This window comes from Paenibacillus sp. FSL M7-0420 (assembly GCF_038002345.1).
GTDB lineage: Bacteria > Bacillota > Bacilli > Paenibacillales > Paenibacillaceae > Paenibacillus_AQ.
On the sequence record NZ_JBBOCJ010000001.1, the window covers coordinates 5399779 to 5414312 of the forward strand.

General features: G+C 54.0%; 12 protein-coding genes. 1 reads left to right on the forward strand and 11 read right to left on the reverse strand.

Annotated elements, in window-relative coordinates; all coding sequences use genetic code 11:
- Nucleotides 1-66 precede the first annotated feature (66 nt).
- A complete protein-coding gene (locus tag MKX51_RS23045; RefSeq protein WP_340993998.1) occupies nt 67-1470 on the reverse strand; it encodes a class I SAM-dependent rRNA methyltransferase in 1404 nt (467 codons plus the stop codon).
- Between the two features lie 100 nt (nt 1471-1570).
- Here MKX51_RS23045 and MKX51_RS23050 point away from each other — a divergent pair, with 100 nt between their 5' ends.
- Nucleotides 1571-2560 carry a Na/Pi cotransporter family protein gene (locus MKX51_RS23050; RefSeq protein ID WP_340993999.1) on the forward strand — a complete coding sequence of 330 codons (990 nt, stop codon included), beginning with the start codon at nt 1571-1573 and terminating at the stop codon, nt 2558-2560.
- A 153-nt stretch (nt 2561-2713) separates the two neighbouring features.
- On the opposite strand, the gene MKX51_RS23055 is transcribed toward MKX51_RS23050, so the two are convergent.
- The 10 genes from MKX51_RS23055 to MKX51_RS23100 form a co-directional block, all read right to left on the reverse strand.
- On the reverse strand, nt 2714-3595 hold the full coding sequence (locus tag MKX51_RS23055) for an Rpn family recombination-promoting nuclease/putative transposase (protein WP_340995691.1): 882 nt from the start codon (nt 3593-3595) through the stop codon (nt 2714-2716).
- Nucleotides 3596-3824: 229 nt separating this feature from the next.
- Complete coding sequence (locus MKX51_RS23060; RefSeq protein ID WP_340994000.1) at nt 3825-6071, reverse strand: Ig-like domain-containing protein; 2247 nt, start codon at nt 6069-6071, stop codon at nt 3825-3827.
- Between the two features lie 211 nt (nt 6072-6282).
- Nucleotides 6283-7632 carry a tRNA (N(6)-L-threonylcarbamoyladenosine(37)-C(2))-methylthiotransferase MtaB gene (gene mtaB / locus MKX51_RS23065; protein WP_340994001.1) on the reverse strand — a complete coding sequence of 450 codons (1350 nt, stop codon included), beginning with the start codon at nt 7630-7632 and terminating at the stop codon, nt 6283-6285.
- Between the two features lie 3 nt (nt 7633-7635).
- The gene (locus MKX51_RS23070; RefSeq protein WP_340994002.1) at nt 7636-8400 is read right to left on the reverse strand and encodes an RsmE family RNA methyltransferase; all 765 of its coding nucleotides are present in this window, start codon (nt 8398-8400) and stop codon (nt 7636-7638) included.
- A gap of 163 nt (nt 8401-8563) precedes the next feature.
- Nucleotides 8564-9247, reverse strand: coding sequence for a site-2 protease family protein (locus tag MKX51_RS23075; RefSeq protein WP_340994003.1), 684 nt, complete (start codon nt 9245-9247; stop codon nt 8564-8566).
- A 2-nt stretch (nt 9248-9249) separates the two neighbouring features.
- Nucleotides 9250-10308, reverse strand: coding sequence for a 50S ribosomal protein L11 methyltransferase (gene prmA / locus MKX51_RS23080; protein ID WP_340994004.1), 1059 nt, complete (start codon nt 10306-10308; stop codon nt 9250-9252).
- Nucleotides 10309-10533: 225 nt separating this feature from the next.
- Nucleotides 10534-11115, reverse strand: coding sequence for a DNA-3-methyladenine glycosylase I (locus MKX51_RS23085; RefSeq protein WP_340994005.1), 582 nt, complete (start codon nt 11113-11115; stop codon nt 10534-10536).
- Between the two features lie 111 nt (nt 11116-11226).
- Nucleotides 11227-12888, reverse strand: coding sequence for a DUF4179 domain-containing protein (locus MKX51_RS23090; protein WP_340994006.1), 1662 nt, complete (start codon nt 12886-12888; stop codon nt 11227-11229).
- Nucleotides 12848-13345, reverse strand: a complete 498-nt coding sequence (locus tag MKX51_RS23095) for an RNA polymerase sigma factor (RefSeq protein WP_445322079.1) — start codon at nt 13343-13345, stop codon at nt 12848-12850. The genes MKX51_RS23090 and MKX51_RS23095 overlap by 41 nt, the downstream gene beginning before the upstream one ends.
- Nucleotides 13346-13593: 248 nt before the next feature.
- Nucleotides 13594-14505 (reverse strand): methyl-accepting chemotaxis protein, encoded by a 912-nt coding sequence (locus MKX51_RS23100; RefSeq protein ID WP_340938845.1) that lies wholly within the window; start codon nt 14503-14505, stop codon nt 13594-13596.
- Nucleotides 14506-14534: the final 29 nt, after the last annotated feature.

Here is a 14534-nt window from a genome sequence, read left to right on the forward strand (position 1 = left end):
CAAAAAAGAGCCTCTATAAAAGAGACTCTTCCCGCAAAACCGGCTGGCCCGCCGGGTCTGAAACTTCTATTTGCTGCGCACCTCAAAGATGGCGAACTTCAGATAATGCCCCTCGTCTACGCCGAGAATCTGCGGATGGTCCTTGCCTGCGGCCCGCCATTCGATCAGCCTCAGCACCTTGCCGGCATCCTTGGCCGCCTCCATGATCGTGTCAAGGAACAGCTGCGGCTGCATGTGGTATGAACAGCTGGCCGTGACCAGATATCCGCCGTCATTCACCAGCTTCATGCCCTGCAGATTGATGTCCTTGTAGCCGCGTACGGCCCCTGCCACTGCACTTTTGGTCTTGGCAAAAGCAGGCGGGTCCAGAATCACGACATCCCACGTGCGCCCGCCCCCGGCGGTCATCGGCTTCGCGGTGTCCGCCTTGGCAACCGGCTTGCTGCCGGTTTTCCCTTCCGCAGCTGCGCCGCTCGTAGCCCGCTCGGTCCGTTCCTCCTGCCCCTTGACCTGATTGCGCAGGAAGGCAAATGCATCATCCACCACGAATTCCACCCGGTCGCTGAACCCGTTGATCTCCACATTGGCCTTCGCACTCTCGATGGCATGCGCAGACACATCCAGGCAGGTTACCTTCTTGGCGCCATACTTGCAGGCATGCAGTGTGAAGCTTCCAGTATGCGCAAAGCATTCCAGCACAGTTGCCCCATCCCAGTAAGGGAATGTAACAGGCTTGCCGCTTTTATTGACCGGCAGTGTCTGGATGGAACCATCCTCGGCAGCTACGCTCTGCAGTGTAATTCCGCTGCGCCCGCCCCAGCCCTTCATCAGCGGGGCAATCGATGCCCTGTTCTCCCGCTGATCGAAGAAGTAACCGGTCTTCTGCCCCTCTTCAATATCAACGATGACCTTCAGCCCGTTCTCACTTACGGTAATGTGGCGCGGACATTCGCCGTAGAGCACGCCCGTGGTCTGTTCCAGCCCCTCCAGCTCCCGCACACTGACATCGCTGCGCTCGTAGATGCCACGCGGCGCCATCACCTGCACCAGCGCCTCCACAATCTCAGAGCGATGCTGATCCATAGCCAGTGTCAGCAGCTGCACTACAAGGACTTCACCGAAGCGGTCAATGATCAGCCCCGGCAGGAAATCCGCTTCCCCATAGACCAGACGGTAAGCGTCCGCCCCCGGCAGGAAGCGTTCCCTGTGCCGCAGACAGTCCGCGAACCGCTGTGCAAAAAACGCCGTGTCCATTGCCGCCAGCTTATGCTGCGACAGAATTCTCACCCGGATCTGCGAAGCCGGATTATAATACCCGGTAGCCAAGTACCGCCCCTGATGGGTCAGAACATCCACCAGTCCGCCTGCCTGCGGCTCTCCGTCTACAGATGCTACTTCACTGGCATAGACCCATGGATGGCCCTGCTCCAGTCTTTTTTTACGGTTACGTTCCAGAATTACTGATGCCAATACCTTCAACTCCCTATTCTTGTTGCCAGATTAATATACATGTCCTATGCCTGGCGTTCATATATTGGTACAACCCCCGTTCAAAAAGGAGCCTGTCCTTATGATCCGTGAACTGCTATTCCCTATCCTCTACGGTCTTGTCATATTCCTCGCCGGGATGAAGGTGATGGAAGCCTCGCTGTCGCGGCTGGCCGGTCCGCTGCTGAATCGCAGCCTGCACAAGGCTACCTCCACACCGGCCAAAGGCCTGATCGTCAGCGCCCTGCTGTCGGCGCTGCTGCAGAGCAGCACCGCTGTAACGGTGCTGACCATCGGCATGGTCAATGCCGGGCTGCTGACCTATGCCCGCACGCTCGGCATTATTCTCGGCAGCAACATCGGCACCTGCCTAACCACGGAGCTGATCAGCCTGCAGATCAGCACGCTGGCCGCGCCGCTGCTGATCGTGGCGCTCTGCCTGTGGGCCGCCGCCGTGATGGCCGGCGAGCTGGCCCCGCAGTCCTGGCGGCTGCTTGAGGCCTGCCGCCGGATCTCGGGACCGCTGCAGTTCATCTGCCTCGCGGTCACCGGCTTCGCGCTCATCCTGTGGGGCATCGCGGTCATGCAATCCATCGGCCCCGCCCTGGAAGGCAGCGCCCTGTTCCGCTGGTTTCTCGGACATGCCGCAACCAGCGCACTTTGGGGGCTGGCCGCCGGGGCTGTGCTGACGGCGATGGTGCACAGCAGCGCCGCAGTCATCGGCATGGCGATGGGCCTCGCCGCCAGCGGCGTGATGCCGCCTGCGCTTGGCATCGCCATCGTCCTCGGTGCGAACATCGGCACCTGCGTCACTGCCGTCATTGCCGCCATCGGCAGTACGCCTTCCGGCGTATTCGTCGCCTGGTCGCATGTCACGCTGAATGTCGGCGGCGCCTTGCTCTTCCTGCCCTTCACCCAGCCGCTGCAAGCCCTGTCCGCCTCGATCGGCGGCGGACCTGCCGCCCAGCTCGCCCATGCCCAGACTATTTTCAACGTCGTCTGTTCGCTTGGGGTACTGCCGTTATGCTATCTGCCCGTCTGGTCCAGGCTGGAGCAGCGGCTGCAGTCCTGAGTCTTCCAAGAATCGTAATCGCAGTCCCCATTATACTTCAAATCCATCCTGCAGTACTAATCCAATCTGCAAGGGAAGTATAATAAACAAAGTGAGTGATTTACGCAACCCATAGAAAAAAAGACCTAGGGCACTATCACCCCAGGTCTATATTTACATCAGCTTCTTAATCTTATCCAGTGGCAATTCAACGGCCTCGGATACCGCTTCCGGAGAAAATCCATTAAGCAGCAATTTACGGATGAGCTCCGCCTGACCTTCTTCTTTTCCTTCAGCTTTCCCTTCCGCTTTGCCCTCTTCGTATCCCCAACGCTTCCAGGCTGGCATCAATTCCATAATGACTTCTCCCTCCTCCGGGTAATGATCAATTAATTCTCTTAGAATCTCCTCATCCTGTGTCCGGTCCGGCTTGAAATACAAATCCGCCACTGACATAATCAGCGCCAGCCGTCCCTGATCCAATCGCGTCCTGAGCTTGATGAACATACGCAGGAATTCCCGCCGTACTTCTCTCGCCTCTCTTGTAGTATAACCCATCTTCGCTATTAACGCAGCAGCCACTGCATTGTCTGAGTCGATGAACCGCCGCCAGTTCTGCTTACGCAGCTCCACCTTAAGGAACTGGAAGCGCAGAATGGAATGCTCCGGAATTGACATCTCCAGCGTGTCCTGCTCTTCCCGGACCTCATCTGACGTAAAGATCGCAATCGGAATAATCAGCTTATGGTCTTTGCGGTAGCGCTCGAATAGACGGCTGAAGTAAATAAACATTCTCTCATGGAATGCGGTATCCCTATACGATTGCGGTTCCAGGTGAATTAGGATATAACCGTCCAGCCCTTTGTAGCGGGTCTCCAGCAGCAAATCCAGCTCACGCGCTTCTTCGCCTACAATATCTACCAATAACTCCTGCATTAAAAACCGGGTCTCACTATAGTCCAGCATGGCATGCAGTTCAGGAAAAAATAACTCTATGAATTCTTCAAAGAACGTCTCCAGCAGCTTTTTGAAAGCTTCATCATGTGGTATAGAAATATGTTTCGCCTCCTGTTATAGGTTTGAGCTTGTACTAATGTGATTATATTCCATTTATTTGGGATTGTATATAATAAAAGGAACATACATTCGCTTCTAAATGTGATATCCCTACCTTATTAACTTTGTGCATTCCGATTCCTCACCATAAACAAAAAACCTGCACACCGTCCAAATGGACGTATGTACAGGTCTTCTTGTAGCCGCTCAAACCGCCAGCAGCTCTGCGCTATTTCACACTAACAGATACCGAGACGGTCTTGGTACCCAGTTTTCCTTTAATAGATGCGCTCCCCTTACTGACTGCTGTAATCTGTCCGGCAGCATTCACCTTGGCGACAGCAGGCTTGGAGCTGGTCCAGGCCACGCTTCCTGTGACAACTGCAGTGCGGCCGGTATCATACAGCGCGGTTACCACTACGTTTTTGCCAGCGCCTGGTGCAAGACTCAGCCGGTTCTCACTGACCGTAAGCTTCATTAGCTTGGGAACAACCGTAATCTTTACCGTCGCCTGAATGCCCTGGTAGGAACCGGTCAGGGTAGTTGTCCCCTCAGCCACTGCTTTAACGGAGGTTCCCTTAATTGTAGCCACAGCAGGATTCGAGGATTCCCAGTTCATTGCCCCCGAGAAGTTGGCAGATTTGCCGTTTGAAAAATATCCGGTAGCCTTGATGGACTTGGACGCCTTGATATTCATTTCCAGCGTCGCCGGCTCCACCACCAGCTTCACGACCTTCTGTTCAATCGTTACCGGAACACTGATGGTCTTGTTGGAGTAGGTTCCCTTCAGGGTTGCCGTACCTTTGACCAGTCCCTTGATGGTCTTGGCGGAAGTTGTCTGTTTAAGAACGGCATTGCTGCCGCTCAGCTCCCACTTAATGCTTCCCGATACATCCAGCTCGTCGCCATTCTCCAGCACAGCCTGGACAGCGGGCAGCGGCAGCTCTTCACCGATCACTACGCCCAGAGCAGCATCGGGTCCGATCAGGACCAGCACTTTATTCTGAACTGTAACATTAAACTGAACTGTCTTGGAGCGGATCGCCGCAGCCGAAGCAGAGGTCACTTCACCCGTCTTGAGCTTCCCGGTCAGGATCGCTGTGCCTGCCTTGCCGCCGACAAACTTCCCGTCCTTGATGGACACAATCTCTTCATTCGCAGAGGTCCATTCCATCTCATCGCTAATGTCCAGCTTGGTTCCGTCATACTTGGTTCCGTTCACCTTCGGCAGGCTAACCGCATCCGCCGTGTATATTTCCTGCTCCGTCTTCTCCAGGCCCAGCACAGTCAAGGTTGGATAGACGGTGATCTTGAAGCTTTTGCTGATGCCCAGATAGCTGGCCTTAATGATTGAAGTTCCTACCGCTTTACCCGTAACAGTGGCATAAGCGTTGCCTGCATCCGCCGTATTGGCAGTTACTGTAGCATTCATCAGGTTATCCGAGGTCCAGACGGCGGACGCCGTTTCGTTCGAGGTTGAATTGACGGCATTCCGCATTGCTGCGGTTACATTCAGACTCTCCCCCAGGAAAAGCGACTGGTCGCCGGAAGGCGTCAGCAGAAGCGCTTCATAAGGCGCACGCACATACACATCCACCGACTGGGTGACGCCCAGGTAGCTTGCGGTAATAACCGTTTTACCCACGCCCAGGATGGTAATCTCGCCGTCCTTAACAGTAGCTACGCTCTCGCTGGAGCTGCTCCATTCCACCTCATTGCCCAAGGTGATCTCCTGACTTGCCGAAGTGGCTTTGGTCTTGGCGGTCAGCTTGACCGGGTTGTCGCCAACCAGCATTTCCATTTCCTTGACAATGGTGTCTTTCACATCTTTCAATACAATAGCTGCATAAGGAAGCTCTACTACCGCTTTGATCGTTTCGGTTAATCCCTTGTACTTGGCGGTAATGGTAGCCTTACCTTCACCGACCAGAGTAATCTTACCTGCAGTAATGGTCAGCACGCCCGTATTCGAGCTGCTCCATTCCGTGTCCTTCGTGACATCCTTCTCCGCAGTGGCCGATGTTCCGCCGATGGCAGTGGCCGTAACAGACAGCAATTTCTCTTTGTCGCCTAATTTATAGCTGCCCTCTGTGCTGCGGGTCAATTTCAGTTCCTTGAAGGCATGGGTGACCGACACCTCTACAGAAGCTATAGCATTATTGTAGGTTGCTGTGATCATCGCCGTTCCTGCACTTACCGGTTTAAGCTGGCCGTTCAGTACCGTGACCACTTCCTGCTTGGAGGAAGTCCATGTCGCGGCTGCCGTCACATCCCGTTTGGATGCGGAGCCCTCCACATTGGCATATACCTTAAGCTGCTTCGGCGACTGGCCCACAGTGAGCTCAACCTTGGCTGCGCTGTCGAATTCAATAGAGATAGTGTCTCCAGCAGCGGCAAAGACGTTTACCGGAAAAGCGGCTACAACGAGCAGTATCATAATGAGGAGCGTTTTTGTCATTTTCCTGTACACGGTCATCTGTTCTCTCCTTAGACGGTCTGATTATCGGTGGACTTTTTTCCCACTCTCTTCCACTATATCGACAACTCCGGCCCAAGTCTTTACCCCATTTTCAGTATTTCACGATTCCCGGGCAAATTCAGGTCTTTGTAACTATAGAATCCGTACTTATGAAAAAAGGATGTCTCCCTGCCAGCAGTGGCCCGGAAGACATCCGTATACGTCTGTTCTAGCGGACGCTTTCGCGCAGTCCAGCTGCCGCCCGGCTAACACTAACAAGCTCGCCGCGGCATTCATTCACGCCGGCTTCGGTTATCTTCACCTGGCACAGCTCGCCCTGCAGCGAATCGTCGCCGCCAAACAGCACCTGGAGATAGTTGTCGCTGAAGCCGTGCTGTACGCTGCGTCCCGCCGAGCCTTTGGCCGCCCGCTCCGGGATCACGGATAACGTCTTGCCGACGAACCGCCGGGCATAAGCTAGCTGCATTTCTTCAGAGAGGTCAATCAGCTCCTGCACACGCGTATTCTTGATCTCCTCATCGACCTGATTGAGCATCCGTGCAGCCGGAGTTCCGGTCCGTTTGGAATACGGGAAGACATGCATCTCCGAATAGTTGACCGCCTTCATGAAATCATAGCCTGCCCGGAACATCTCATCCGTCTCGCCCGGGAAGCCGACAATCACATCGGTTGTGATCCCTACATCCGGCATAGCCTCTCGGATCAGCTGCATTTTGGCAAAATACTCTTCCGTGGTATACTTCCGGCGCATCGCCTTCAGCACCTCGTTATGACCCGCCTGGAGCGGAATATGCAGATGGCGGCACATCTTGGTGCTGCGGTTCAGCACCTCCAGCAGCTTCTCGTCAATCTGGCTCGCTTCAATGGAGCTGATGCGGACACGTTCCAGCCCGTCCACCTTATCCAGCTCCCAGAGCAGGTCAGCGAGACGGTAGTTGTCCAGATCATCCCCGTACCCGCCGGTATGGATGCCGGTCAGCACGAATTCCTTGTATCCGGCCTCCACCAGCTGATGCGCCTGGGCGACAATCGATTTCGGATCACGGCTGCGCGACAGACCGCGCGACCAAGGAATGATGCAGAAGGTGCAGAAGTTGTTACAGCCGTCCTGAATCTTCATGAACGCCCGCGTCCGGTCAGCGAACCCGGGCACATCCATCTCCTCGAACTCACGCGTCTTCATAATGTTGCGGACCGCGTTTACCGGCTGGCGCGACTCCTGAATATTCTTCACATGGGTCATGATCTGTTCACGGTCCTGGTTGCCGATCACCAGATCGACTCCGGGGATATCTAAGATCTCTCCAGGTGAGGTCTGCGCGTAGCAGCCGGTAACCGCTACGATGGCGTCAGGATTGCGGCGGACCGCCCGGCGGATCATCTGGCGGCTTTTTTTGTCGCCCGTGTTGGTCACCGTACAGGTGTTAATCAGATAGACATCGGCGGAACCCTCGAAATCTACCTGCTCATATCCATCATTCTTAAAAAGCTGCCAGATGGCCTCGGTATCATAGAAATTGACTTTGCAGCCCAGTGTATAAAAAGCTACAGATGGCATGGTTTAAGCTCCTCCCATTTCTCCGGATTCATATAAAATGCAGGCGGCGGCAACCATGCCTGCGGTTTCACAGCGCAAAATACGAGGCCCCAGCCCGACAGAGACGGCTCCGGCTTCCTCAGCCAGCCGGCATTCCTCCGTACTGAAGCCGCCCTCCGGCCCTACAACTATCATCACTTTGGCCGCAGCCTCCTGCGGAAGCGATGCCAGCCATGGCGCGGCTGCGCTGCGGAGCTGGAGGCCCTCTTCCTTCTCATAGCAGAAATAGACGGCATCATAGCCGCCGAAGCTCTGAAGCAGCTGCTTCCAGCTGAGCGGCGAATGCACCTGCGGAACAATATTCCGGTGCGCCTGTTCGGCAGCCTCCTTACAGATTTTGCGCCAGCGCTCTACCCGCTTACTCTCCTTGCGCTCATCGTACTGCACAATCGTCCGCTCTGAGAGGAACGGCGTGAAGGCTACAGCCCCGATCTCCGTGCATTTCTGAATGACTGTCTCCAGCTTGTCCCCTTTGGGCAGACTCTGGGCGACGGTAATCTGGATACGCGGCTCATGGGTCATGGCCAGAGGCTCCAGTATGCTCACGGTGACGAGGCCGATCTCTATGTCAGCAATCTCGGCCAGCGCCTCGCGGGATACCCCGTCGCTGACGATCAGCTTGTCCCCCGCCTTGCCGCGCATGACCTTGGCGATATGGCGGGCGTCTTCACCGTCAATGCTAACCTTGTCTTGTCCGAACTGTGCCGGAGTTACGAAATAACGCTGCATCTCTCAACCTCATTCTGTCCGTTATTCAGGGTAAAAGCGGCGTAGTCCCCGCCAAATCAGGTCCCGGCCGCCGCTTCACACGTATCATTCATCTACTTAATAATCACATTATATTCTACAACGTTTGCCGGGCACTGAACAGCCCCCGTCCTTACTGACGTTCTCAGACCCCGAACATCCTCAGGAACAGCTGGAAGAAATCATTACCCGTACGTGTCGCCCAGTAGCTAAGCGGTTCTATCGTATAGGCGCGCAGACCCGGAATGAAGATGATCAGCAGGAACAGGAAAACCGTATACTGCTCATACTGCTGAAGTCTTCCACGGATCGGACGCGGTGCGATATCCTCTACGATCCGGTAACCGTCCAGCGGCGGCAGCGGAATCAGGTTGAACAAGAAGAGGAAGAAGTTGAAGTGAATGAACATGCCGAAGAACCAGATCAGCGCCCGGAGCACCTGCTCGTTCTTAATCGAATCCATCGTGCCCGTTCCCACAAGAATCGCATAGATCAGCGCACCCAGAATACCCAGCAGCAGATTGCTGATTGGCCCGGCGGCTGATACGATGACACCCATCAGGCGGGGACGGCGGAAATTATCCCGGTTCACGGGAACCGGACGCGCCCAGCCGAAGCCCGCAATCAGCAGCAGAATGATACCGAAGAGGTCAAAATGCACCGCCGGATTCAAGGTCATACGGCCCAGCAGGCGTGCTGTGGGGTCCCCGAATTTATTGGCAAAATAGGCGTGTGCGAATTCATGCACTGTAAACGCAATAACAATCGTAATCAGAAAAAACGGAAGCTGCTGCAAAGGATATACTAAAATTTGATCCAGGGAACCCATCTCTACCTCTTTCCGGCTGTGAACGCCACCCAGTCTTCTTCGCGGGTTACTTCTAAAATCTCGAAACCGGAGGACCTCAGCGCTTCCGCGACTAGCCCTTCCTTATCCTTATAAATCCCCGAGGTAATATAGATCCCCTCCGGCTGAAGCGCACGGTAGACATCGTCCGTGAACAGTACAATAATCTCGGCCAGAATATTGGCCACGACGACACGTACCGGCAGAGTCACTCCCAGCCCGTCAGCCGCCGGGGCAGCCACAGGCACGGCCTCCTGGCCATCTGTATTGCTCGGCCGGGCTGAAGGCCACATCTCTCCGGCTGCGGTATCCGCCGCCCCCTCACCGCCCAACAGCGAGAGCAGATCGCTCTCCTTAACCGTGATGGAAGCCTCCAGCCGGTTCAGCGCCACATTCTGCCTAGCGCTCTCCACCGCCACTGGGTCCAGATCCAGCGCAAGGACAGAGGCGGCACCGAGCAGCATCGCTCCGACAGCAAGGATGCCGGAGCCCGTACCTACATCGATGACCTCGTCCCCGCTGACAATATGCTTTTCAAGAGCGCGAAGGCACAGCGCCGTTGTCGGATGCGTCCCGGTTCCGAAGGCCATGCCGGGGTCGATCTCAATAATTTTTTCATCCGCAGAGGCCGGGGTATATTCTTCCCATGTCGGCTTAATGGTCAGCCGCTCCGAGACGCGCAGCGGCTTGAAGTACTGCTTCCAGGCATGGGCCCAATCCTCCTCATCCACCGTCTTCCAGGAGATCTGTGCCAGCCCGGGGTCGATGCCGAACTCTCTCAGCTCTTCCACCCTTGGCGTCACCTCGGACACAACCGCGTCCATGTCCACCGATTCCGCATAATATCCTTTAATGACCGCTTCCCCTTCGGGGATGTCATTGAGCGGTTCATCGTATAATTCACCGTAACGTGTATCCCGGGTTTTATTCAGCGTCCCGGATTCTTCAATAGAGACTCCGCCCGCTCCGGCCTCAACCAGCAGATTGGATATCATCTCCTGTGCTTCCTCGGTTGTATGTACCGTCAATTCTTGCCATAGCATGGTAATGAATCCTCCTAAAAGTTTTGCGAGCAATACTGCACCCGACTTTTCTTCACGCAAAACTCGCTTCGAAAGCATACACTTAGTTTGTGAGCGTTACTTCTCTCGATTCTGCTTCGAACAAACTTACCTCGGAAGCATAGACTCAGTTTTGGGAGCATAATCTCCCTTGAAGCATGTCTTAGCTAGTATAGCATTTCTTACCCGTTCAGCGCCAAACTGCGTTCAACTCTCTACGCCTGACGGGGTGCTGCGGCAAAAACAATCCAGCGCATGGTCATCTACCATCCCGGAGGCCTGCATAAAAGCGTAACAGATCGTCGAGCCGACAAACTTCATCCCTTTGCGCTTCAACGCCTTGCTCATCTGATCAGACTGGGGAGTGGTCGCAGGGACCTCCGCTCTATTCTTCCAGTGGTTCACAACCTGCTTCCCGCCGACGAAGCTCCACAGATAACCGGCAAAACCTCCCTCTTCCTCGCGGCAGATCTGCTGGTACACCTGTGCATTGGTAATCACTCCCTTAATCTTCAGACGGTTGCGGATAATCCCCGCATTCTGCATCAGCTCAGCGATTTTATCCTCCCCGTACAGCACGATCTTCTCCGGATCAAAGCCGTCAAAAGCCTCGCGGAAGCCCTCCCGCTTCTTCAGCACCGTATACCAGCTCAATCCGGCCTGCATGCCCTCCAGCATCAGCAGCTCGAACAGCTTCAGGTCATCAACCAGCGGCTTGCCCCACTCTTCATCATGATAAGCTATGTATACCGGGTCCGTGTTCACCCAATCGCAGCGCTTTAGTTCCACCGTACCTCTCTCCTCTGCCTTATGATCCTTCAGCTGTACATAAGCCGTATCTTCTAACTGTATACGAAAAAAAGAGAAGAACACAAGGTTCTTCCCGTTAAAATAATGTCACTATTGTCCTTGCAGCTGTACCCGTGTCTCTTTGTCCGGTTCATTGGTAGAGTAGAAGAACATGTATATTGAAGCTTCTGTGCCTTTGAAATCCTTATATACATCAATGCTGTGATTGTTTCCGTTTCCACGGAAGTTTACAGTTACTATTTTACCCAAGATTCGATCTTTACCTGTGCCAATATGAGTCTGATTCACGCCGCCAAAATTCGGATCATCGCTCTTCGTCTCCACGTAGAGGTCTGCTCCCCGCATATAGTAGGTCCACTGCACCGGATACCCGCCGGTTTGCCGGATTAGCGTCTGCTTCTCACTGGAGATGTTGGTTAATTCCAGTGGCTTCTTGTCATCCTCATGCCGGGTAACCTTATAATTACCTACAAGTGTCATTGGTGTTGTCTTTGTAATCTCAAGATCTACCGGCCGTTCGAAGCGCAGCGTTCTCAGATCCTTGTCCTCCGATGTCGAATACCACAATCCGCCTTCCAGCTTCTGTCCGCCTACCTCAAGTCTATAATTCACATAAGGCAGCTCAGCGAATTTAGCTTTAGTCCGGATGGACACACGGACCTGCGTAGGCGTTACTACCATTTGCTCAATCTTGTTAGTCGTGTCTTCCGCTTCCAACGGCAGATCCAGTGCCGTCTTCATCGTGGCGCCAGCCATCTTCTGCTTGCTGAGCTCGAAATCGAACGTCCATGGACCATCAATATTGCGTTCAAGTTTGGTGTAGCTGAGCTTATACGTTGTGTCAGCCTTGGGCACATCACCCGGCTTGTAGTACTGAAGCGAGGTGTATTCCCCGTTGTCTCCGGGCTTGCCCATTGCTCCTGCCTGAGAGTTCTTGACTGGCTCTCCATCTCTATATGCTATGATTTGAGGGTATGCCAAGCTCTTAGCTTCTGGATTATTAAAGACTGCTGCCGTGGACAGCATCAGCTGTTCATTCCCTTCCTTAAAAGGCTGAACACTGAACGACTCCAGTCCATCCCGGTGTACCTGGAAGTTCTGCCGCTCCGGCGAGTCCGTATCCAGCTTCAGGTCCACCTCTTGTTGGGAGTAGGATTGAATTCCAGTTGCGGTAAGGCTAACCTTGACCGTCTCCTGTCCCGGACTCCAGTTCGTCTCGAAATAACCATTGTACCGTTTGTTCTTCTCATCCCACTGCTGGTAGTAGTATTCATTGTCATCGCCGTTCCCATTCGTATCCTTAAGGGACATTCCATTCACATTCCACATTCCATTTCCCTTGTCTCCCCCAACGTCCAGACTATACAGAATTACAGTCCGGTTCTCATCCGAGAGCGCCGTATGTAACGTCAGGGTTACTCCATCCTTGGTGACCGTCTGTCCGAGCGGCTGACCCAGATTCTGTGCCAGCGCCGCCTGTACACCGCTTCTATGGTTCAGCAGATTCCCCCAGTCAACTTGCACAGCGGCATACACAGGAACAGCCATCAGTACTACGCTGAAGGAGGCTGCGACAGTGATCTTTCGCCAATTACGATGACGGACCGGGCTATTTGCTCCCGCACGGCTGCTGCCTTTGGATGATGCATATCCGGCCTGCTCCATTCTGCCCCACATTTGCTCGAAATCAGGGTAATTCAGCTCCTGATTCTCATTTAAGCGACGCTTTAACTGTGCTTCGGTTCTGTCCATATTCATCGTCCTCCTTCGTTATGGGCTGAACGCCCGCTTCTTCCAGAATCATCTTCATCATACGTAGCCCCTTATGCTGTCTGGACTTCACGGTCCCCAGCGGGATATCCAGCATCTTGCGGATTTCCTCCAGACTGAAATCATGCATATACCGCAGCGTCAGCACCGCCCTGATCTTCGCCGGGAGCCGGGACATGTATCCCGCCCATTCCAGCTTCGTTTCCTTCTGCTCCACCAGCTTGTCTACCGGCGGCTGCGGATTCTCCCTGAACATATGGAGATGGGCCGCCAGCTTCTGCTGCAGGCTGTTCCTGCGCTTCAGGTGGTTCAGGCAGGTGTTGACGGTGATTTTCATAATCCAGGCCTTCAGATATTCAACGCCTTGCCACTCGCTGCGGAAGAGAGTGATGAATACCTCCTGACACAGATCCTCAGCATCAGCAGCATCGTGCACCATATAATAGCAGGTGCGGTATACTTCTTTGTTGTAGGTTTGGAATAATTCCCTGTTGCCCACTTGAGCATGCCCTCCTTTCTTGTTTGAATTACCTTTTTAACAACCCCGGGCTTCAAAAGGTTCATTTTCAGCAGCATATCCAGCTATATGTACTAAAAAAGCAGCATGTCCACCTGAAATGCACAGGCTGCATACTGCTTACGATAGATTGTCCGGGAATAACTGCTCATCTTCAGGGCAAGCACAGCTTAGATAATATTCATGACCTCACGCGCCTGGTTGTCCAGTTCCTGCGCAGAGGTAGCAATCAGCGTGAATTCATCCAGCGCCACCTGAATCTGCTGCTGGCTGAGCTGGACATTATCCTGCACCTGGTTCAGGCCCGTAGATATTCTGCCGACCTCTTCCGTAATGGCCTGGACACTGTCCCGCACTTCGGTAATCTGATCCTGCACCATCGCGGACAGCTTTCTTACCTCCTTGGCCACCACATCGAATCCCCGGCCGAATTCTCCGGCATGTGCAGCCTCAATCGCTGCATTCAGGGCAAGCAGATGGGTCTGGGAAGCAATATCACGGATGGTCTGCACTACGCCGCGGATCGCCGCCGCCTGCTTTTGCAGATTCAGCAGCGTTTCGGTATTCTCGGTCGACACCTCGGCAATCCTGTCAATACTCAGCAGCAGCTCCTGACTCCGCTCAATTCCCTTGTCCGCACGCTGATTAAGGCTATCTGCCATTCCCTGCATCCGCTCCACGACATGGCTCATGTTATTCTGTCTCTCCGTGATGTTGGTGGCCACCTTGGATACGCCGATGACATGGGTATCTGTCTCATCAAACACTGGCATATATGTAGCTTCCAGCCAGACTGAATTCCCTTCTGCGTCCATCCGTTCAATTTTGTCCTGGAAGCTCCGGCCAGCCATTAAATTCTGCCAGAACAACTCATAATCGGGACTGTTCACGAATGAGGGGAAGCACAGCTGACTGTGCTGCATGCCGTACATATCCTCTGTTTTGTATTTCACTGACTGGGCAAAGATCTCATTGACATAGGCGACACGGCGGTTAAGATCAAACCGGATCATGGCAAGATTCTTTTCCAAGGCTTTGACAACCAGTTCGTCTGTAACTGCTTGGTCTGCTAGATTTTCCATGTTGACTGCTCCCTATACATCTCAATTTT

Bases quoted from the DNA above. Each gene is read 5' to 3' on its own strand.
- MKX51_RS23050 (WP_340993999.1), top strand. From the start codon at position 1,571: ATGATCCGTGAACTGCTATTCCCTATCCTCTACGGTCTTGTCATATTC.
- MKX51_RS23060 (WP_340994000.1), bottom strand. From the start codon at position 6,071: ATGACCGTGTACAGGAAAATGACAAAAACGCTCCTCATTATGATACTG.
- MKX51_RS23095 (WP_445322079.1), bottom strand. From the start codon at position 13,345: ATGGTGCACGATGCTGCTGATGCTGAGGATCTGTGTCAGGAGGTATTC.
- prmA (WP_340994004.1), bottom strand. From the start codon at position 10,308: ATGCTATGGCAAGAATTGACGGTACATACAACCGAGGAAGCACAGGAG.
- mtaB (WP_340994001.1), bottom strand. From the start codon at position 7,632: ATGCCATCTGTAGCTTTTTATACACTGGGCTGCAAAGTCAATTTCTAT.
- MKX51_RS23070 (WP_340994002.1), bottom strand. From the start codon at position 8,400: ATGCAGCGTTATTTCGTAACTCCGGCACAGTTCGGACAAGACAAGGTT.
- MKX51_RS23100 (WP_340938845.1), bottom strand. From the start codon at position 14,505: ATGGAAAATCTAGCAGACCAAGCAGTTACAGACGAACTGGTTGTCAAA.
- MKX51_RS23090 (WP_340994006.1), bottom strand. From the start codon at position 12,888: ATGGACAGAACCGAAGCACAGTTAAAGCGTCGCTTAAATGAGAATCAG.
- MKX51_RS23075 (WP_340994003.1), bottom strand. From the start codon at position 9,247: ATGGGTTCCCTGGATCAAATTTTAGTATATCCTTTGCAGCAGCTTCCG.